At 64.2% G+C, this 19,542-nt stretch carries 19 protein-coding genes; 14 read left to right on the top strand and 5 right to left on the bottom strand.

The annotated features are described in order from the left end of the window. Positions 1-2 precede the first annotated feature (2 nt). Entirely contained in the window at positions 3-698 is a 696-nt protein-coding gene (locus tag U8330_RS07670) for a B12-binding domain-containing protein (protein ID WP_323104586.1), read from the top strand. A 100-nt stretch (positions 699-798) separates the two neighbouring features. Here the strand turns inward: U8330_RS07670 and U8330_RS07665 are convergent, their stop codons facing one another. Then, positions 799-957, bottom strand: coding sequence for an entericidin (locus U8330_RS07665; RefSeq protein ID WP_323104585.1), 159 nt, complete (start codon positions 955-957; stop codon positions 799-801). A 49-nt stretch (positions 958-1,006) separates the two neighbouring features. Between U8330_RS07665 and U8330_RS07660 the strand changes: the two genes are divergently transcribed. The 10 genes from U8330_RS07660 to U8330_RS07615 all read left to right on the top strand — a co-directional run bounded on the left by U8330_RS07660 (position 1,007) and on the right by U8330_RS07615 (position 9,631). Continuing rightward, positions 1,007-1,633: a DUF1638 domain-containing protein gene (locus tag U8330_RS07660; protein WP_323104584.1), complete on the top strand. Its 627-nt coding sequence runs from the start codon at positions 1,007-1,009 to the stop codon at positions 1,631-1,633. Positions 1,634-1,686: 53 nt separating this feature from the next. Continuing rightward, positions 1,687-2,463 carry a formyl transferase gene (locus U8330_RS07655; RefSeq protein WP_323104583.1) on the top strand — a complete coding sequence of 259 codons (777 nt, stop codon included), beginning with the start codon at positions 1,687-1,689 and terminating at the stop codon, positions 2,461-2,463. A 104-nt stretch (positions 2,464-2,567) separates the two neighbouring features. Beyond that, positions 2,568-2,870, top strand: coding sequence for a virulence factor (locus U8330_RS07650; protein ID WP_323104582.1), 303 nt, complete (start codon positions 2,568-2,570; stop codon positions 2,868-2,870). After that, positions 2,863-3,504 carry a methylenetetrahydrofolate reductase C-terminal domain-containing protein gene (locus U8330_RS07645; protein WP_323104581.1) on the top strand — a complete coding sequence of 214 codons (642 nt, stop codon included), beginning with the start codon at positions 2,863-2,865 and terminating at the stop codon, positions 3,502-3,504. The genes U8330_RS07650 and U8330_RS07645 overlap by 8 nt, the downstream gene beginning before the upstream one ends. Then, complete coding sequence (locus tag U8330_RS07640) at positions 3,497-4,609, top strand: methylenetetrahydrofolate reductase (protein WP_323104580.1); 1,113 nt, start codon at positions 3,497-3,499, stop codon at positions 4,607-4,609. Before U8330_RS07645 ends, U8330_RS07640 begins: the two co-directional genes overlap by 8 nt. A 90-nt stretch (positions 4,610-4,699) precedes the next feature. After that, on the top strand, positions 4,700-5,665 hold the full coding sequence (locus tag U8330_RS07635) for a methyltetrahydrofolate cobalamin methyltransferase (RefSeq protein ID WP_323104579.1): 966 nt from the start codon (positions 4,700-4,702) through the stop codon (positions 5,663-5,665). A 97-nt stretch (positions 5,666-5,762) separates the two neighbouring features. Next, positions 5,763-6,056, top strand: a complete 294-nt coding sequence (locus U8330_RS07630; protein WP_323104578.1) for a type II toxin-antitoxin system ParD family antitoxin — start codon at positions 5,763-5,765, stop codon at positions 6,054-6,056. A 4-nt stretch (positions 6,057-6,060) separates the two neighbouring features. Then, positions 6,061-6,453: a type II toxin-antitoxin system RelE/ParE family toxin gene (locus tag U8330_RS07625; protein ID WP_323104577.1), complete on the top strand. Its 393-nt coding sequence runs from the start codon at positions 6,061-6,063 to the stop codon at positions 6,451-6,453. Next, a complete protein-coding gene (locus tag U8330_RS07620; RefSeq protein WP_323104575.1) occupies positions 6,450-8,474 on the top strand; it encodes an ASKHA domain-containing protein in 2,025 nt (674 codons plus the stop codon). Before U8330_RS07625 ends, U8330_RS07620 begins: the two co-directional genes overlap by 4 nt. A gap of 125 nt (positions 8,475-8,599) precedes the next feature. Then, positions 8,600-9,631 (top strand): DNA topoisomerase IB, encoded by a 1,032-nt coding sequence (locus U8330_RS07615; RefSeq protein ID WP_323104574.1) that lies wholly within the window; start codon positions 8,600-8,602, stop codon positions 9,629-9,631. 9 nt (positions 9,632-9,640) lie between these two features. Here the strand turns inward: U8330_RS07615 and U8330_RS07610 are convergent, their stop codons facing one another. Beyond that, positions 9,641-10,525 (bottom strand): LysR family transcriptional regulator, encoded by an 885-nt coding sequence (locus U8330_RS07610; RefSeq protein ID WP_323104573.1) that lies wholly within the window; start codon positions 10,523-10,525, stop codon positions 9,641-9,643. 397 nt (positions 10,526-10,922) lie between these two features. On the opposite strand from U8330_RS07610, the gene U8330_RS07605 reads away from it, so the two are divergent. The 3 genes from U8330_RS07605 to U8330_RS07595 all read left to right on the top strand — a co-directional run bounded on the left by U8330_RS07605 (position 10,923) and on the right by U8330_RS07595 (position 14,496). After that, the gene (locus tag U8330_RS07605; protein ID WP_323104571.1) at positions 10,923-11,102 is read left to right on the top strand and encodes a hypothetical protein; all 180 of its coding nucleotides are present in this window, start codon (positions 10,923-10,925) and stop codon (positions 11,100-11,102) included. Positions 11,103-11,205: 103 nt separating this feature from the next. Further along, positions 11,206-13,107 carry a methyl-accepting chemotaxis protein gene (locus tag U8330_RS07600; protein ID WP_323104570.1) on the top strand — a complete coding sequence of 634 codons (1,902 nt, stop codon included), beginning with the start codon at positions 11,206-11,208 and terminating at the stop codon, positions 13,105-13,107. 384 nt (positions 13,108-13,491) lie between these two features. Beyond that, positions 13,492-14,496, top strand: coding sequence for a GlxA family transcriptional regulator (locus U8330_RS07595; protein WP_323104568.1), 1,005 nt, complete (start codon positions 13,492-13,494; stop codon positions 14,494-14,496). A gap of 6 nt (positions 14,497-14,502) precedes the next feature. On the opposite strand, the gene U8330_RS07590 is transcribed toward U8330_RS07595, so the two are convergent. From U8330_RS07590 to U8330_RS07580, 3 genes are all read right to left on the bottom strand, one after another. Beyond that, positions 14,503-15,828 carry a diguanylate cyclase gene (locus U8330_RS07590; protein WP_323104567.1) on the bottom strand — a complete coding sequence of 442 codons (1,326 nt, stop codon included), beginning with the start codon at positions 15,826-15,828 and terminating at the stop codon, positions 14,503-14,505. A gap of 144 nt (positions 15,829-15,972) precedes the next feature. After that, on the bottom strand, positions 15,973-16,806 hold the full coding sequence (locus U8330_RS07585; protein WP_323104565.1) for a response regulator: 834 nt from the start codon (positions 16,804-16,806) through the stop codon (positions 15,973-15,975). Positions 16,807-16,951: 145 nt separating this feature from the next. Then, complete coding sequence (locus U8330_RS07580) at positions 16,952-19,465, bottom strand: FAD-dependent oxidoreductase (protein ID WP_323104564.1); 2,514 nt, start codon at positions 19,463-19,465, stop codon at positions 16,952-16,954. Between the last annotated feature and the right edge of the window lie 77 nt (positions 19,466-19,542).

Here is a 19,542-nt window from a genome sequence, read left to right as displayed (position 1 = left end):
GCATGGCAGACGACGACATCATTCTTTCCGAACTCTCCGACGAAGAGCTCGTGCAGCAGATGCACGACGACCTCTATGACGGGCTGAAGGAGGAGATCGAGGAAGGAACGCGCATCCTTCTCGAACGCGGCTGGGCGCCCTATGACGTCCTGACCCAGGCGCTGGTCGAAGGCATGCGGATCGTCGGCATCGACTTCCGCGACGGCATTCTCTTCGTGCCGGAAGTGCTGCTGTCCGCCAACGCGATGAAGGCCGGCATGTCGATCCTGCGGCCGCTTCTCGCCGCCACCGGCGCGCCCAAGCAGGGCAAGGTGGTGATCGGAACCGTCAAGGGCGACATTCACGACATCGGCAAGAACCTGGTCGGCATGATGCTGGAAGGGGCCGGTTTCGACGTCGTCGATCTCGGCATCAACAATCCGGTCGAGAATTATCTCGATGCCATCGAGCGCGAGAAGCCGGACATCCTCGGCATGTCGGCGCTGCTGACGACGACCATGCCCTATATGAAGGTCGTCATCGACACGATGAAGGAAAAGGGCATCCGCGACGACACGGTCGTTCTCGTCGGCGGCGCGCCGCTGAACGAGGAATTCGGCAAGGCCGTGGGCGCCGATGCCTATTGCCGCGATGCGGCGGTCGCGGTCGAAACCGCCAAGGACTTCATGAAGCGCCGCCACAACCAGCTGGCCGGCTGATCCCGTCCGCCCTCCGACACCAGGAGGGGTGACCAACAAAAAAGCCGGCTGCCGCTCTTTCAAGCGCAGCCGGCTTTTCTCACTTAAGGTCTGGCCGCGATCAGTTGGCAGCGCGCTGGACGCTCCGGCCGGCATCCTGCGTCGCGTCGACGGCGTTGGCGGTGTCCCGGCCTGCGCCGCGGATCGTGTTGCCGCAAGCGGTGAGCGAGGCAAGCGAAACGAGAACGATGCCGACGGTGGCGAGGGTCTTGACGGTCATGAGCGTGGGTTCCTTGGAAAACCGTGTTGCGACGAAGCTCGAGGATGCCATGGGCCCCCTCGTGAGCCATGAACGCACCAAACGTCATAAAGTTCACGTGATCGGCTGCGGCGCGATCGCCCGGGAGATTCTCGCTGTCTGCACGCAGCAGGGCTTGGCCCACATAAGCCTCTCCTGCCTGCCTGCCATCTTCCACAACACGCCGGAGAAGATCGTCCCCGGCTTGCGCGAAGAGCTTGCGAAACTGCGCGCGGAGGGGGGTGAGCGGTTCTTCATCGCCTATGCGGATTGCGGCACGGGCGGGATGCTGGACCGGTTTTGCGAGGAGGAAGGCGTGGCGCGGATCGCCGGCCCGCACTGCTATTCCTTCTTCGCCGGCAATGATGCCTTCGCCGCGCGGTGGGACGACGATCTGACCGCCTTCTTCCTCACCGATTTCCTGGCCCGCCAGTTCGAAGCCTTTGTCATCGAGCCGCTCGGCCTCGACCGTCATCCGGAACTGCGCGACGCCTATTTCGGCCACTACAGAAAGCTCGTCTATCTCTCCCAGGAAGAGGATGACGCGCTTCAGCAGAAGGCGGAAGCGGCCGCCGCCCGGCTCGGGCTCGCCTATGAATACCGCTTCACCGGCTATGGCGATCTCGGGCCCGCCCTTGCGCAAACCGGGTGCGATTAAGCGGAACGCAAAGCTTTTCTGGCAGAGACGCTTCGGCCGAAGGGAGATCTGCGATGAGCGAGGAACGACAGGGCAAGCTGGTGATCATCACGGCCGGCGGACGCAATCCGCAGGTGCTGATCAACGCGCTGGCCCGCCGCTTCCCGGATCTGACGGTCCTTGTCGAGCCGCCGGAATCGAAATCGCTCTTCGTGCGCCGGCGGGCCCGCAAGCTCGGCTGGATCACGGCGCTCGGACAATTGGCGACGATGATGAGCTCGCGCTTCGGAAAACGCTTCACCGAGGCCCGCGCCGCCGAGATCCTGCGCGACTATGGCCTCTCCGATGCGCCCGACCCCGCGATCCGCACCATTGCCATTCCCTCGATCAACAGCACCGAGGCGATCGATGTTCTGAGGGCCGAACGCCCGGATGCCATACTCCTCGTCAGCTGCCGCATGCTGAGCGCCGCAACGCTCTCGATGATGCCCTGCCCGGTCATGAACCTCCATGCCGGCATCAACCCGCACTATCGCGGCCTGATGGGCGGCTACTGGTCGCGCATCTGCAGCGACGAAGGCAATTTCGGAACGACGATCCACCTCGTCGACGCCGGTGTCGATACGGGCGGCGTTCTCTACCAGGCGCGGGTAAAGCCGCTGCGGTCCGATACGATGCACACCTATCCGCTGCTCCTGACGGCGGCAGGCACGGACATCGCCAGTCGCGCCGTCGAGGATGCGCTGGCCGGCCGCCTGACACCGATTTCGGTCTCCGGCACCTCCCGGCAATGGTACCATCCGCCGATCTGGACCTATCTCTGGAACGGGATGCGGCGCGGGATCTGGTAGCGCCGGGTGCGAAGTCGCTTTTGAACAGGCCGCGCGTCGTGCCAAGATGCGCGGCGCGCCCCGACTTCAGCGAGCATCCGGGCCAAGAGGAGACCTGAACGCCGATGGCAGACCGCATCATCGTCTACTGGCGCGACATTCCCGCACAGATCATCATCAAGCAGGGCCGCAAGAGCGCCAAGCGCGAACTCTCGCTGCGCTTCACCGAGGCGATCGACATGGCCGCCATGCGCACGGCGGCTGCCGAAAGCGGCGCCTATCTCGAAGAGTGGCGCAAGGGAGAGCCCGTCCCGGTCTCCGACGATCTGGAAGCGGAAGCCGATCTCGCGGCTGCTGCCTTGGAAGAGGCCTATGACCGCGAACGGCTCGTTGCCCTGGTCAAGGCAGGGGGGCGCGCGAATGGCTGAGACCAACCGGCCGCTCGCAGAGCTTGCGGCGCCGAAGCTCGATCCCGCGGTCAAACCTGCCAAGGGCAATGCCGCGCCGCATGCCAAGGCCGCAACCGGCGCCTACACGCCCTCCTCCGTCTCGCCCAATCGCCGCGGCCAGCACAGCTATACGATCCGGCTCTGGTCGGTGCGCCATGCGCGGCTGCTCGAGGGCGTCTACCACCGCTTCGCCGCCGTGTTCCTGAAGCTGCATCCGGTCTGGAAGCGGCTCGGCTATGCGCGGGTCGAAAAGCCGGTGACGGTGGTCGAGCGCGGCGTGAAAGGTCTGCTCTTCGATTGCCGCATGTGCGGCCAGTGCATTCTCTCCTCCACCGGCATGTCCTGCCCGATGAACTGTCCGAAACAGCTGCGCAACGGCCCCTGCGGCGGCGTGCGCGCCAACGGCAATTGCGAGGTCGAGCCCGACATGCCCTGCGTCTGGGTCAAGGCCTGGGAAGGCTCGCGACAGATGGCCGGCGGCGATGCGATTCTCTCCGTCCAGAAGCCGGTCAACCAGTCGCTGCGCGAAACCTCCTCCTGGCTGCGCGTCACGGCCGCCGCCGCCGAGGCGCGCGAAACCGCTGAAGCCGCGGAGGCGAAGATCCATGGCTGAGCCGCCGCTTTTCCCCCATTACGATGAAAACCCGCTTGGCCGACACCTGCCGCTCGATCCCCTGCCCGGCCACTCCTCGCGCGGGCGCTTGGAGCGGGTGCTCCGGCGCGGCGAGTTCGCCGTCACCGCCGAGCTCAATCCGCCCGACAGCGCCGACCCGGAAGAGGTCTATGCCCGCGCTGCGATCTTCGAGGGCTGGGTGGACGGCATCAATGCGGTCGATGCCTCGGGGGCCAACTGCCACATGTCGTCGGTCGGCATCTGCGCGCTGCTGACCCGCATGGGCTATGCGCCGATCATGCAGATCGCCTGCCGCGACAAGAACCGCATCGCCATCCAGGGCGACGTGCTGGGTGCGGCGGCAATGGGCGTGGCCAATATCCTCTGCCTCACCGGCGACGGCGTGCAGGCCGGCGACCAGCCGGGCGCCAAGCCGGTCTTCGATCTCGACTGCATGTCGCTGCTCGAGACCGTGCGGATCATGCGCGACCAGTCGAAGTTCCTCTCCGGCCGCAAGCTCACCTCGCCGCCCCAGGTCTTCCTGGGCGGCGCGATCAACCCCTTCGCGCCCCCTTACGATTTCCGCCCCCACCGGCTGGGCAAGAAGATCGAGGCCGGGGCGCAGTTCGTCCAGAGCCAGTATTGCTTCGACGTGCCGATGTTCCGCCGCTATATGGAGCGCGTTCGCGATCTGGGCTTCGACGAGAAGTGCTTCATCCTGGTCGGCGTCGGGCCGCTCGCCTCGGCCCGCACGGCGCGCTGGATGCGGGCGAGCGTCCCCGGCGTCCATATTCCCGACGCCATCATCGCCCGGCTCGAAGGCGCGGCCGACCAGAAGAAGGAAGGCAAGCAGCTCTGCATCGACATCATCAACGAGGTGAAGGAAATTGCCGGTGTCTCGGGCGTTCACGTCATGGCCTACCGCCAGGAAGAATATGTAGCGGAGATCGTGCATGAATCCGGCGTGCTGAAGGGGCGGACGCCCTGGCGGCGCGAGCGCAATCCGGGCGAGGAGACCGTGGCGCACCGCATGGAAGAGCTGCGCGACGGCCAGACCCAGGACCAGCAGGAAATGGCCGGCACGGCCGCCAGGCAGCCGCATTGACAGGTTCGCCGCGACCGGTTCCGGTCGCGCTCAAGACAGACACAGGCCGGCTGAAGCGGCTGCACGACATCATCGAGGAGACTTCCAGGCATGACCCGCACCATCGTCGCGTCCGCCACGCGTGAAATCATCATCGGCTTCGATCAGCCCTTCTGCGTGATCGGCGAGCGCATCAACCCGACCGGGCGCAAGAAGCTGGCGGCGGAAATGGTGGCCGGCAATTTCGAGACGGTCATCAAGGATGCGCTGGAACAGGTCGCCGCCGGCGCCACCATGCTCGACATCAATGCCGGCGTGACGGCCGTCGATCCGAATGCCACCGAGCCGGCCCTCCTCGTCCAGACGCTGGAGATCGTTCAGGGCCTCGTCGATGTGCCGTTGTCGATCGACAGTTCGGTCACCGCCGCCATCGAGGCCGGCCTCAAGGTCGCCAAGGGCCGACCGCTCGTCAATTCCGTCACCGGCGAGGAGGAGAAGCTCGAGGCAATCCTGCCGCTGATCAAGAAATACGACGTGCCGGTCGTCGCCATCTCCAACGACGAAACCGGCATTTCCATGGATCCGGACGTGCGCTTCGCCGTGGCCAAGAAGATCGTCGAGCGCGCCATGGACCACGGCATCAAGCCGGAGGATGTGGTGGTCGACCCGCTGGTCATGCCGATCGGGGCTCTCGGCGATGCCGGCCGTCAGGTCTTCGCGCTGCTCCGCCGCTTGCGCGAGGAACTCAAGGTCAACACCACCTGCGGCCTCTCCAATATTTCCTTCGGCCTTCCGCATCGCCACGGCATCAATGCCGGCTTCATCCCCATGGTCATCGGCGCCGGCATGACGTCCGCGATCATGAACCCCTGCCGCCCGCAGGAAATGGAGGCCGTGCGCGCCGCCAACGTGCTGACTGGCACCGACCAGAACTGCGGCAACTGGATCATGACCTATCGCGACCATAAGCCGGCCGAGGCCGGCGCCGCCCCTGCCGCCACCTCCGCCCCCGGCGCCAGCTCCGGCCGCCGCGGCGGCCGCGCGGCGCGTGCCGGCGCGGGAGCGAAGACGGAGTGACGCGTGACCGGCGTCGTGACGGTCGTCAACGCCGAGCCTCCCCTCTTGGAGAGTCTCCTTATTGGCTATAGAAGGGATCGAGGAAACGGAGCTCGCGATGCCTAATCGACATGTATCTCTTACCGACGATAATGCAGAGATTGTTGACCGGCTCGTGGAGTCCGGGCGCTACCGCAACGCCAGTGAGGTCTTGAGCGAGGGAATCCGCCTCATCGAGGAAAGGGATTGTCTGGAGGCGGCCAAGCGCTTTGCCCTTGCCGAGGCCGCGAAGATAGGTTTCGATCAGCTAGACGGTGGCGATTTTCTTGAGGTGGATAGCGAGGGGCTCGAGGAACTGATGGAGACGCTCGGCCAGCAAGCCCAAGCGCGGGTCGCCAGGTCCGCCTCGTGAGCCGATGCCTCGCTATCGCCTTTCGCGTCAGGCTCGCGCCGATGTCGTCGATATTCTGGAATGGTCGGAGCGGCGGTTTGGGCGCGCAGCGCGGCAGCGCTACCAAGCACTGATTCTGATAGCTCTGGACGACGTCGCCGCAGATCCATTGCGCATCGGCAGCGTCGATCGGCCCGAGCTGGGGCCGGCAGTCCGCACGTACCACCTGCGCCACAGTCGCGACCGTGCGCGCATCGACAATAGGACCGTCGAAAGCCCACGCCATCTTCTTATCTATCGCGTCATCGAGCCCGGCTTGATCGGCGTGGGCCGCATAGTCCATGACGCGATGGAGATGGAGCGGCACCAGCCGCTCGATTACGGTGAGCCCAAGGCCCGACCAGAAAGACCATCATGACCGATCACCCCCTCGTCCTTTTCATGCCCTCCGGCCGGCGGGGTCGGTTTCCGGTGGGGACCAATGTGCTGGAAGCGGCGCGGTCGCTCGGTGTCTATGTCGAAAGTGTCTGCGGCGGGCGGGGCATTTGCGGGCGCTGCCAGGTCGAGGTGCAGGAGGGGCAGTTTGCCAAGCACGGCATCACATCGGCCAAGGACCATCTGTCCCCCTTCGGGCCGAAGGAAGAGCGCTATGCGGCCCTGCGCGATTTGAAGGACGGGCGCCGTCTCTCCTGTTCGGCCACCATTGCTGGCGATCTCGTTATCGACGTGCCGCAGGATGTGGCTGTCAATGCGCAGGTGGTGCGCAAGGAAAGCGACGGGCGGGTGATCGCCCGCGATCCGGCCGTCCATATGTGCTATGTCGAGGTGGAAGAGCCGGACATGCACAAGCCGCTCGGCGATCTCGACCGGCTGAAGGCGGCGCTTTCCGCCGACTGGGGCTACGAGGCGCTCGACGTCGATTTCCACCTGCTCCCCGGCCTGCAGAAGACGCTGCGCGCCGGCGAGTGGAAGGTGACCGCAGCGATCCACAAGGATAGCGAGGGCGAGCGGGCGCGGCTGATCGCGCTGTATCCGGGGCTGAAGAACGAGGCGTACGGGATTGCCTGCGATATCGGCTCGACGACGATCGCCATGCATCTGTCCTCGCTGCTCTCCGGCCGCACGCTCGCTTCCGCCGGCACCTCCAATCCGCAGATCCGCTTCGGCGAGGATCTGATGAGCCGTGTCTCCTATGTGATGATGAACCCGGACGGGCGCGAGGCAATGACGCTGGCCGTGCGCGAGGCGCTGAACGGGCTGATCGATCGCGTCTGCGCCGAAGGCGGCATCAGCCGTGCCGATATTCTCGATGCCGTCTTCGTCGGCAATCCGATCATGCACCACCTTTTCCTCGGCATCGACCCGACGGAGCTTGGCGGCGCCCCCTTCGCGCTCGCCGTCTCCGGTGCCGTCACGCTCAAGGCCTCAGAGATCGGGCTGCCGCTCAACGCCGGGTCGCGGGTCTATGTCTTGCCTTGTATTGCCGGCCATGTCGGCGCCGATGCCGCGGCGGCAACGCTGACGGAAGGGCCGCACCGGCAGGACGAGATGATGCTGCTGGTCGATATCGGCACGAATGCCGAGATCGTGCTTGGCAATGCGGCGCGTACCGTCGCCGCCTCCTCGCCAACCGGCCCGGCCTTCGAAGGCGCGGAAATCTCGTCCGGCCAGCGGGCTGCGCCGGGCGCGATCGAGCGGGTGCGCATCGATCCTGCCACGCTGGAGCCGCGCTTCCGCGTTATCGGCATCGAGCCCTGGTCGGACGAGCCGGGCTTTGCCGAGGCTGCAGCCGGCGTCGGCATCACCGGCATCTGCGGGTCGGCGATCATCGAGGTGGTGGCGGAGCTCTTTCTTGCCGGCGTGCTTTCCGAAGACGGCGTGATCGACGGAACGCTCGCCGCGCGCTCGCCGCGGATCCTCAGCAATGGCCGAACCTTTTCCTATCTGCTGCACGAGGGCGCCCAGCGCATCACGGTGACGCAGAACGACATCCGCGCCATCCAGCTCGCCAAGGCGGCGCTTTATGCCGGCGTCAAGCTGCTGATGGACAAGCAGGGCGTCGACCATGTCGACCGCATCGGGCTTGCCGGCGCTTTCGGCACCTTCATCGACCCCAAATATGCGATGGTGCTGGGGCTGATCCCCGATTGCGATCTCGACCGCGTCAAAGCGGTCGGCAATGCGGCGGGAACGGGGGCGCGCATGTGCCTGCTCAACCGCGGCTACCGTCGCGAGATCGAGGACACCGTGCGCAGGATCGAGAAGATCGAGACGGCGCTGGAGCCGAAATTCCAGGATCATTTCGTCGCCGCCATGGCGCTGCCCAACAAGGTGGATGCCTTCCCGCATCTGGCCCACGTCGTCACGCTGCCCGAACGCCGGACCTCGTCCGACACAGGCGAGACGGGGGGACGACGGCGCCGACGCAGCCGCGACTGAGCGGTTTACAAAGAGGCTGCGGACAGCGTGGAACTTCGCAGCGGCGGCCGAGTTTTCACCGCACTGTGGACCAGATCACCGCCTCCATCTCCGCTTCCATCCGGAAGAAAGCCAGCGCCGGAACCGTGCAGGACACGCCGGCCCCCGAACTCGTCTATCTCGACAAGCTCGAGGCAGGCATCACGCGCAAACAGGGCAAGAACGGCTTCCTCTATTACGACGCCGACGGCAAGCGCATCAGCGAAGAGAGCGAGATATCGCGGATCGCGGCGCTCGCCATTCCCCCGGCCTACACCGAAGTGCTGATCTCGCCCGTGCCGAACAGCCATCTCCAGGCAATCGGCGTGGACGCGCGCGGCCGCAAGCAATATCGCTACCATCCCGACTGGCATGCCGAGCGCGGCAAGGCGAAATTCGCCCTGCTGCCGAGCTTCGCCGCCCGCCTGCCCCGCATCCGCGAGCGCGTGGACCATGACCTGAAGCTACGAAGCCCCGGCATGGACAAGGCGCTCGCTACCGTCGTCTGGCTGCTCGACCACCTGTTCATCCGCGTCGGCAACAGCGTCTATGCGGAAGAGAACGGCTCCTTCGGGCTGACGACCCTGCGCAACCGCCATGTCAAGATCGACGGGTCCAGCGTGCATTTTCGCTTCAAGGGCAAGTCGGGCAAGGAATGGCGGCTCAGCCATTCCGACCGGCGGATCACCCGCATCATCCGCACACTTCAGGAACTGCCAGGCCAGAACCTCTTCCAGTACCTGGACGATGACGGACACAGCCATCCGATCCGATCGCAGGACGTCAACGCCTATATCCGGGAAGCCTCGGGCGGCGAGTTTTCCTCGCGCCAGTTCCGCACCTGGGGCGCCACGCAGATGGCCGCGACGGCCCTTTCGAGCGTCGATCCGGCCCCGAGCGAAAGGCTGCGCAAGAAGCAGATGAACGAGGCGGTGGATGCGATCGCCGCGTCGCTCGTCAACACCCGCGCCGTCTGCCGCAGCTCCTACATTCATCCCCGCGTCTTCGAGGATTTCGAGTCCGGTGCGCTGATGGAGCTGCGCCGCATGCGCCGCAGCACGAGCAACACGCTGACCCGGTGGATGAACGACGACGAGATCAAGGTCATGCGCTGGCTGAAACAGACGGACAGCGCGTAAGCCCTTTCGTCAGAGCAGGGACCGGAAGGCCGTGCGGACATGGTCGGCGACGGCGAGCACGGGGGCGGCGGCGTTCTCCTCGACGCACATGCCGATCAGATAGCTGCCCAGTTCCGGCAGGCCCTCCGCCGGGCCGAGCTCGGTCAATTCCCCCTGAACCAGATAGCGCGGGAGCGGAGCGACCGCGAGGTCGGCAATGATGGCGGCCTTCTGGCCCGTCGTATGGGCGCTCAGGAATGCGATGCGGAAGTCCCGCCCGATCGTGGCCAGGCGTTCAGTGGCGTCCTGACGCCAGACGCAGCCCTCCTCCCACATCGAAACCGGCAGCGGATTGCGCAAATGGGCGGAGCCGTTGCGCGTCCCGACCCAGACGAGCTTCTCCTCCATCAGGATCTCGTTCTCGCGCGTCGCTTCCTTGTGAAAGCAATTGTAGATGGCGATGTCGAGCCGATGCTCCTCGACCCGCTTGCGCATGACGGATGAGGTGCCGATCATCACATCGACGGTGACATTCGGATAGCATTCGGCGAATTTGCGCAGCACTTCCGGCAGAATGCGCTCGCCGAGATCCTCCGGCGCCCCGACCCGCACCACGCCGTTCATGTCCGGCAGCAGGAAGCGTGTGACGGTCTCGTTGTTCAGCGCGATCATCCGCCGCGCATAGACGAGCAGAATTTCCCCCTTTGGCGTCAGCGAGACCGAGCGCGCATCCCGCAGAAACAGCGTCGCGCCCAGCGTTTCCTCGAGCTTCTTGATCTGCATCGAAACAGCCGAGGGCGTGCGGTAGACCGCCTCGGCGGCCGTGGTGAAATTCCCGGTTTCGGCAATGGCCACGAAGGTGCGCAGCACGTCGAGTTCGAGCATCGGCAACACGTGCCGCAGCATCATATTCATGCCTGCCTCCATCAAAAATTCTGAATGCTAAGCCCATTTGATTTCGTTTGATTGAACCTGATTTCGGCATCAAGGTCAAGGCATCGGATCAGCGCCCCGTTCGGCTGTGACTTAAAAGGAGAACAGCGATGAGTGCACAGCCAGCACGGCGACCAACAACACGATGGGACTTGCTTGCCCGGTTGGTAGACCGCCTCCAGCGGTATCGGCACCACCACACGAGAGATGGGTTGCGTCGGACTCTGCCACCCGTCCTTCACAAGGACCTTGGCCTGGATGATCAAAATCCGTGATCCCAGCCATAAGACCTATTCGTTTGAATGATCGATCAGGCCGCGCTACCTTCCTCTTATGGTCGCGACCTTTCTGCTCCCCGAGAACCGAAAGGACCCATGCAATGACATTGTTTCAGACGTCTCACCCCGCCATGGACAAGCAGACCGGTTTTCCCGCTCGGCTGTTCCGCTTCTGCGCTATGATCCGGGACGGGCTCGCCGCCCGCTGGGCGGCCCATTTCACCGTGCGCCTCGATTACGAGACACAGAAGGACATCGGTTTCCGGTCGCTGCGGGAATAGTCCGAAATCGACGAAGGCGCGGGAAGGCCGGAGCCTTAAACCATACTTAAGTGAAACACCATATTCATGCCGTCTCTAACCGATTCAGATCCTGGAGACGACGATGAAAAGGCCAAGCATCAGACTGCTTTTGGGCGCCGTTTTCGCGGCGATCCTGCTGACCTCCGGCGCGATCTCTTATGCGAGCCTGTCGGGGCTCAGCACCACCAATGACGCCACCCGCCAGTTTTCGGAAAACTGGATGCCGTCGATCAATCTGGTCAATGCGCTGAACACAGCAACCTCGGACCAGCGGATTGCGGAAGCGGCCCATATCCTTTCGAAAACGAAAGACGAGATGGCAGCGGCCGAGCGTGACACCGCCGCCGTCAGTTCATCGATTGCTTCGCTGCGCCACCGCTATGAACCCCTCATCTCATCGTCCGAGGAGCGCGCCACTTATGACAAGTTCGCCACCCAATGGGCCGCCTACACGCAGCTCATCAGCCAGGTGATCGCCCTTTCACGGCAGAACATGAACGAACAGGCCACCCTTCTCTTCAGAGGGAAGGGAAAGACGCTGTTCGACGAGGCATCCGATACGCTGTCGGCGTTGGTCGACATCAATCAAAAGGGCGCCGATGCAGCCTACCAGGAAAGCCAGGCGGCCTATTCAAAGACGCAGCTCATCTCGATCCTGCTGACGGCCCTGACCTTCGTCATCGTGGCGGGATCCACGATCTTCGCCTTCCTCGGCATCTCGAAGCCGCTGCGCAGGATCACCCAGGCCATCGGCGCCTTGGCTGCGGGCGACACCCAGTCGCCTATCCCTTTCCGCGAGCGCACCGATGAAATCGGCTTGATCGCGGGAGGGATCGAAGTCTTCCGACAGGCGGCGGTAACGAAAGCGGAACTGGAAAAGCAGGCGGAGGAGGCTCGAGACGCGACGGGAAGAATGGCCGCCGCACGGGCGCAGGCCGACGCAGAAGCGGCGGAACGACTGAGAGTGGTGACCGAGGCTCTGGCGGCCGGCTTGCAGCGCCTGGCCTCCAGCGACATCTCCGTCCAGATCGAACAGGAATTCGCGCCGGAATTCGAAGGCCTCCGGCATGACTTCAACGGCTCGATCCGAAAGCTCAGTTCGGTCCTCAGCGGCATCACACAGTCGATCATCGTGCTGAACGACGGCACGCAGGAGATCGCCAGCGGCGCAAACGACCTCTCCCGACGCACCGAACAGCAGGCGGCAGCGCTTGAAGAGACGGCTGCCGCCCTGGAGCAGATTACCGGCAATGTCGCCGGCTCCGCCGAGCGGACGAACGATGCACGCCGTGTGGCCCTCAACGCAAACCAGGCAGCGGCCGACTCCGCTGAGGTCGTTTCGCAGGCCGTCGACGCCATGCAGATGATCGAGAAGAGTTCGACGCAGATCTTCGATATCATCGGCGTCATCGACGAAATCGCATTCCAGACCAATCTTCTGGCGCTCAATGCAGGCGTCGAGGCGGCGCGGGCGGGCGAAGCCGGCAAGGGCTTCGCGGTCGTCGCCCAGGAGGTCCGCGAACTGGCCCAGCGTTCCGCCCAGGCCGCCAAGGAGATCAAGGTTCTGATCCAGAACTCCTCCCAGCATGTCCAGTCCGGTGTTCGCCTCGTCTGCAGCGCAGGAGAGGCCCTTCAGACAATCGGAGGCTTTATCCGCAACATCAACGACGAGATGGACGCGATCGCGCTGGCGGCCAACGAGCAAAAGACCGGCCTTGCGGAAATCAACGTGGCCGTAAACCAGATGGACGAGACGACGCAGAAGAATGCGGCCATGGTCGAACAAACGACCCATGCCGCCGGAACGTTGGCGGAGCAGGCGGAGACGCTGCGCAGCCTGGTGGCAACGTTCCGCATCATGGAGCAGGCATCTGGGCACAGTGGCGCCCTGCACAGCGTCGCGCGGCACATGGGAACGACCGAGCGCACGACGGCGCCCTCAAGAGCACCCGCCCGCCCGCGTGCAGCCAGCGCGGCACGGTAGACGACGACCGGGAGGGGGGCCGCCCCCTCCTCTTCCCCCACTGCCGAGCCGACCCGGACACGGGCCGCTCCCCGCTTCGGGCGCAAACCGATCCTTGTCTATGTCCGACATCAAGCCATCGGTCCAAAAGGGTCGCAATCGGAAAAGTGCATGTCCGCTTTCTAAAGCCCGTTCGAACCCTCTTCGCACCTGCACACTCAAATGCACGCATCTGCAGCGAATTTGGGCAGGCTAACAGGCAATTGCACAAGAACTTACCTTTGCAACGCATGTCGCAAAAGAAACTGACTTGGCAGTCGCGGCCATCCCTGTCAATGTCGCGATCAGAGCAGCCCGTCGGCGCGAGGAGCGCAAGCTAGGCTCGCCGCGCCAAGGAGTTACGCGATGACCAAGCCCCTGTCCAAAAAGCGTTCCCTCGTCTTCTTCCTCGTCCCGAACTTCTCCATGCTGCCTTTCTCCGCGGCCATCGAAACGCTGCGCATCGCCAACCGCATGCTGGGCTACGAGGCCTATAGCTGGCGGCTTGCCTCCAGCGATGGCGGCAAGGTCACCTGTTCGGCCGGCATCGAGATCGAGGTGAACGGCTCGCTGGCCGACGAGCGCAAGCTGCTCGGCGGCGAAGGCCGGCCCTCCATGGTGCTCGTCTGTTCGGGCGTGCAGGTCGAGGCGTTCAACAACAAGTCGGTCAATGCCTGGCTGCGCGAGGTCTATAATCGCGGCGTCGCGGTCGGCAGCCTCTGCACCGGCGCCCATGTGCTGGCGACCGCCGGCCTGCTCAACGGCAAGCGCTGCGCCATTCACTGGGAAAACCTGCCGGGCTTCGCGGAAGCTTTCCCCCAGGCGGATGTCTATGCCGATCTCTACGAGATCGACAGCAACATCTACACCTGCGCCGGCGGCACCGCCTCGCTCGACATGATGCTGAACCTGATCGACCAGGACTTCGGGGAAACGCTGGTGAACAGCGTCTGCGAACAGGCTTTGACCGACCGGGTGCGCGGGCCGCATGACCGCCAGCGGCTGCCGCTGCGCGCACGCCTCGGGGTGCAGAATGCCAAGGTCCTGTCGATCATCGAGCTGATGGAGGCCAACCTCGCCGAGCCGCTGTCGCTGATCGAGGTCGCCGACAGCGCCGGCCTTTCCCGCCGCCAGATCGAGCGGCTGTTCCGCCAGGAAATGGGTCGTTCACCGGCCCGCTACTACCTCGAGATCCGGCTCGATCGCGCACGCCACCTGCTCGTCCAGTCGGCCATGCCGATCGTCGAGGTCGCGGTCGCCTGCGGCTTCGTTTCCGCCTCGCACTTCTCCAAGTGTTATCGCGAACTCTATAGCCGCTCGCCACAGCAGGAGCGCTCCGACCGCAAGCTGACGCTGCAGCCGGCGCGCTGAACCGCCTCAGGAGGCCATGGACTGCAGCAGGCTGAGGTCGGAGACGATCCGGTTTCGGCCGCCATGCTTTGCCATATAGAGAAACTGGTCGGCGGCGTTCAGATAATTGTCGAAGGTCTCGCGCCCCTCGATCGAGGCGATGCCCATCGAGACCGTGACGGACAGCTCCTCGTCATCCGCAACCACCTTGGCCATGGCGATCGAGGCGCGCAGCGTCTCGCAGAAGGCGGAGGCTGCCGCCACGTCGAGATTGCCGAACAGGATGCCGAACTCCTCGCCGCCAAGGCGCGCCAGCAGATGCGCCTCGCCCACATGGTGGCGCAGGTTGCGGGCGACCGCCTTCAGCACGAGATCGCCCACCTCATGGCCGTAGGTGTCGTTCAGCCGCTTGAAATGGTCGATGTCGAGAACGGCGATCGCCGCCCCTGTTCCGGATCGAAGCGACTGCTCGACAATGCGCGGCCCATGCTGGAAGAAGTAGCGGCGGTTGAAGAGGTCGGTCAGATAATCGCGCGCGGCCAGGCGATGGAGCGACTGGATACGCTTCTGCATGGCGACGATGAAATCGACCCGCAGCAGGAAGGCTTCCGGCTGCAGCGGCAGGCGGATGACATCCGCGCTGCCCGCCTGGCGGTAGCGCAGCTCGTCGCGCGGATTGTCCGTGTCCGAAAGAACGAGCAGCGGCGGCGGATCCTCCGAGAACTGCATCTGAACCAGGCCGAGCAGATCCATGACCCTGTCATTGCCCTCATCCTCGGCCCGGCAGAGCACGAGTTCGAAGAGATCTGTCGTCAGCGCCCTTTGCGCAGCGGACAGATCGGCACATTCGACCACGCGAAAGCTGTGGCGATGGAGGAGACGGGCAAGCTCGCCGCGGCCTTCGCTGTTCGGATCGACGATCAGGATGCTCGATTGCCGGTTGCCGAGCGTCCGGTCGATCAGCGACAGGAGGTTCGGGATCGCAGCGGCGGTCTTGACGATGCAGTCCACCACATCGCGCGAGAGAATATCGGCCCGGGTCTGATCGTTGAAGGTGCCGGTGAAGACGATGGCCGGAATGCCGGCCGCGATCACATGGTCGAGCGCCTCGCAGTTCGGCGCATCCGGCAGGTTCAGGTCGAGAACGGCAACGGCGAAGTCGCCCGTGGACGTCGCGCGGCGCACTTCGGCCAGCGAGGCGCAATGGGTCACCACCGCGCCCAGTTCGCCCTCGACCCTCTGGCGGATCAAAGTGGAGAAAACACGCGAATCCTCCACCAGCAGCAAGGATTTGCCGCTGTGCTTCCCCCTGCCGCCTTCCGGCGACGCTGCCCTGCTCGACCCCACGGTCATCCACCATTCGACTGGGCGAGCGTTCCAGGCTGGCCCTTCCTTACCCGACGGCGCGCGCGGCTCCCGACCGCGCGTACCCTTGGCTTTCTGCGTCTCGTGCCCCCGGAGGCGGCCGGACGGACAGCCCTTTCGCGAGGACGCCGATCAGGCGCTGAGGGCCACCTTGGATCCGAGCGTGCGGATCTTGGTCAGCGTGTCCAGATTCTGGTTCACGCGGCAGTAAAACTCTTCGTTGACGAACGGCCGAACGACGAAATCGTTGCCGCCCGCTTTCAGAAACCGCGCGGACAGCAGCCGGTTGGTTGAGGAGGACACGCCGATGATACGCAGCTGATGCGGGCCATAGGCGCCGCGGATACGCCGCGTCAGCTCGAACCCGTCAATATCAGGCATGTTGTAATCGGTGATGACCAGACCGATGTCATCGTGGCGCTTCAGCAGGTCAAGCGCCGTGGCCCCGCTGTCGGCAGCCGAGACGCGGAAATTGTAGCGCTTGAGCTGGGTGGTCAACAGAGCACGGGCCGTGACGCTGTCATCGACGATCATCACATGATGGCGGTGATTGGTGAGGAAGCGGCAGACCGATTCTACCAGCATATCCACCGCAAAGACGCTGTCCTTGATGACATAGTCGACGATCTCGCGCGCCAGGATCGACTCGCGGGTCTGCTCCTGGAAGGTGCCGGTGAAAACGATGGTCGGCACGCTCATCTCGACCAGATAATTGAGCGCCTCGCCGTTTTCGGCACCGGGAAGATTGATGTTTGAAATGGCAAGCGCCGCCGGAAAGGCAGCGTTCTCGACGGCGAACTGCAGCTCGTCATAGTCGCGGCAGACGATGACATCGATGTCCAGGAGCTCCTTGAGCCGCTTGGAGACCATGGCTGAAAACAGATTGGAGTCCTCGGCGAGGACGATGCGATGCTGCGATAATGACTCGCCGGAATAATACATGCCGGACACACCGAAAAAGGACATCGCGCGCTCTTGAGTTAAGTGTTCCCCTTATTGAGCAGGTTAGAGAGGAATGTTTGCCCAGTGGTTAAGAGCGCACGGGCTGTCCCAGAAATAGACAGGCGATCGGAAGGCCGGCGGACCGGCCTTCCCGGGAGCGCACCGCCGCTCAGGCGCGCAGCGCGGCGTTCTCCGGATCGAACGGGCTTTCCGCGATCACGGTGGCGTCATAGAGTTCGCCGAGGATCTTGATCTTGAGCTTCGTGCCGATCTCCGCATGGCCCGGCTTCAGCATGGCGAGTGCGAGCGACTGCCCGACGCGCCAGCCATAAGCGCCATTGGTCGCGCGGCCGACCAGAGCGCCGCTTTCATCGTAGATCGCTTCCGAGCCGCGGGCGTCGACATCCGTGGTGCCGTGCACGGCGAGCGTCGCGAAGTTCCAGGCGAGCCCCTTCTCCTTGTAGGCGAGCAGCGCGTCCCGGCCGATGAAATCCTTCTCCGGCTTGATGAAGCGGTCGAGCGCCGATTCATAGGCATTGTATTCGATCGACATTTCCCGCGGGATCAGGCGATAGGACTTCTCGACCGCCATGGCGGTCATGGCGCGGATGCCGAACGGCTTGATGCCGTGGGCGGCGCCCGCTTCCATCAGCTTGTCGAAAATATAGGCCTGCATCTCGATCGGGTGATGCAGTTCCCAGCCGAGTTCCCCGACGAAATTGACGCGCAGCGCGTGCGCGGTCGCAACGCCGACGGAGATTTCCTTGCCGGTGAGCCAGGGGAAGTCCTTGTTCTCGAGGCTCGTGCGGGTCAGCGTCTTCAACACCTCTCGCGATTTCGGGCCGGCCAGAACCAGAACGCCGAGCCGCTGGGTGATCTGCTGCAGACGGACGGAGCCGTCGCTCGGCGCGAGCTTGCGCAGGTAGTCGTGGTCGTGCGCCTCATAGGCGCCGGCCGAGACGAGATAGAAGCGACCCGGCGCCCATTCATAGACGGTGAATTCGGCGCGCACGCCGCCATGCTTCGTCAGCATGTGGCAGAGCGCGATGCGGCCGCGCTTCTTCGGGATCGCATTGGCGAAGATCGATTCCAGCCAGGCGCGGGCGCCGGGGCCGGAGACTTCCATCTTGGCGAAGGCCGACATGTCGAGCAGGCCGACGCCGGACGTGACGGCCTTCACCTCGTTGCCCACATGCTCGAAATAGTTGGACCGACGGAAGGACCATTTCTCGACGATCCGGCCATCGTCGAGCGGCGGCGCATGGTTGTGGTTGGTGAGGACGTCGACGCCGACGCCGAGCTGATCCTTCGGCACCTCGTAGCCGGCCGGCGCGAACCAGTTGGCGCGCTCCCAGCCATAGACGGAGCCGAAGACACCGCCGAGCGCCTTCAACCGGTCATAGATCGGCGTCGTCTTGAGCGGCCGGGCGGCCGAGCGCTCTTCGTCTGGATAGTGCATGGTGAAGACATTGGCATAGGCTTCCTCGTTCTTGGCGATGAGGTAGCCTTCCGTCGCATAGGGGCCGAAGCGGCGCGGATCGACGCCCATCATGTCGAGCGTCGATTCGCCATCGACGATCCATTCTGCCAGCTGCCAGCCGGCACCGCCGGCGGCGGTGATGCCGAAGGAATGGCCTTCGTTCAGCCAGAAGTTCTTCAGCCCCGGCGCCGGGCCGATGATCGGGTTGCCGTCCGGCGTGTAGGCGATGGCGCCGTTATAGACCTTCTTGATGCCGACTTCGCCGAAGGCCGGGACGCGCACCATGGCGGTCTCGATATGCGGCATCAGCCGCTCCAGCTCTTCGTTGAACAGCTCGTATTCGCTCTCGTCCGAGGGCCCGTCGACATAGCAGACCGGCGCACCGACTTCATAAGGCCCGAGCAGCAGGCCGCCATTCTCTTCGCGCATGTACCAGGCGCTGTCGGATTCGCGCAGAACCCCCATTTCCGGCAGGCCCTGCTTCTTGCGCTCCAGGATCGCCGGGTGCGGCTCGGTGACGATGTACTGGTGCTCGACCGGGATGACCGGGATATTGATGCCGACCATCTCGCCCGTCTTGCGGGCGAAGTTGCCGGTGCAGGAGATCACGTGTTCGGCGATGATCTCGCCCTTGTCGGTCGTCACCTTCCACATCCCGTCCGGCTGCTGCTCGATCGCGGTGACGGTGGTGTTGCGGTAGATCGTGGCGCCGCGATCGCGCGCGCCCTTGGCGAGCGCCTGGGTCAGATCGGCCGGCTGGATATAGCCGTCGTCGGGATGCTGGATCGCACCGAGCAGTCCATCGGTCTCGCAGAGCGGCCAGATCTCCTTGACTTCCTCCGGCGTCAGCAGCTTGACGTTGATGCCGATCGTTTCGGCAATGCCGGCATAATACATATACTCGTCCCAGCGATCCTTGGTGCGCGCGAGACGGATGTTGGACACCTTGGAGAAGCCGACATTCATGCCGGTTTCTTCCTGCAGCTCCTGGTAGAAGCGAACGGAATATTTGTGGATCTGGCCGACCGAGTAGCTCATGTTGAACAGGGGCAACAGGCCGGCCGCGTGCCAGGTCGAGCCGGAGGTCAGCTCCTTGCGCTCGATGAGCACAGAGTCGCTCCAGCCCTTTTTGGCCAGGTGGTACAGCGTTGAAACGCCGACAACACCGCCGCCGATGACCACCGCCCGCGCCTGTGTTTTCATGAGACCGATCCCCTTGATCTGAACGTCCGGCCGAACCCCGTCAGCCGGCATTTTCTGTTGTGCCGCGGACTATGCAA

The sequence above is a fragment of the Rhizobium sp. CC-YZS058 genome, from assembly GCF_034720595.1.
In the GTDB taxonomy this organism is placed as follows: domain Bacteria; phylum Pseudomonadota; class Alphaproteobacteria; order Rhizobiales; family Rhizobiaceae; genus Ferranicluibacter.
Note: the sequence above shows the minus strand (reverse complement) of the source record. Positions and strands in the feature narration are given on the sequence as shown.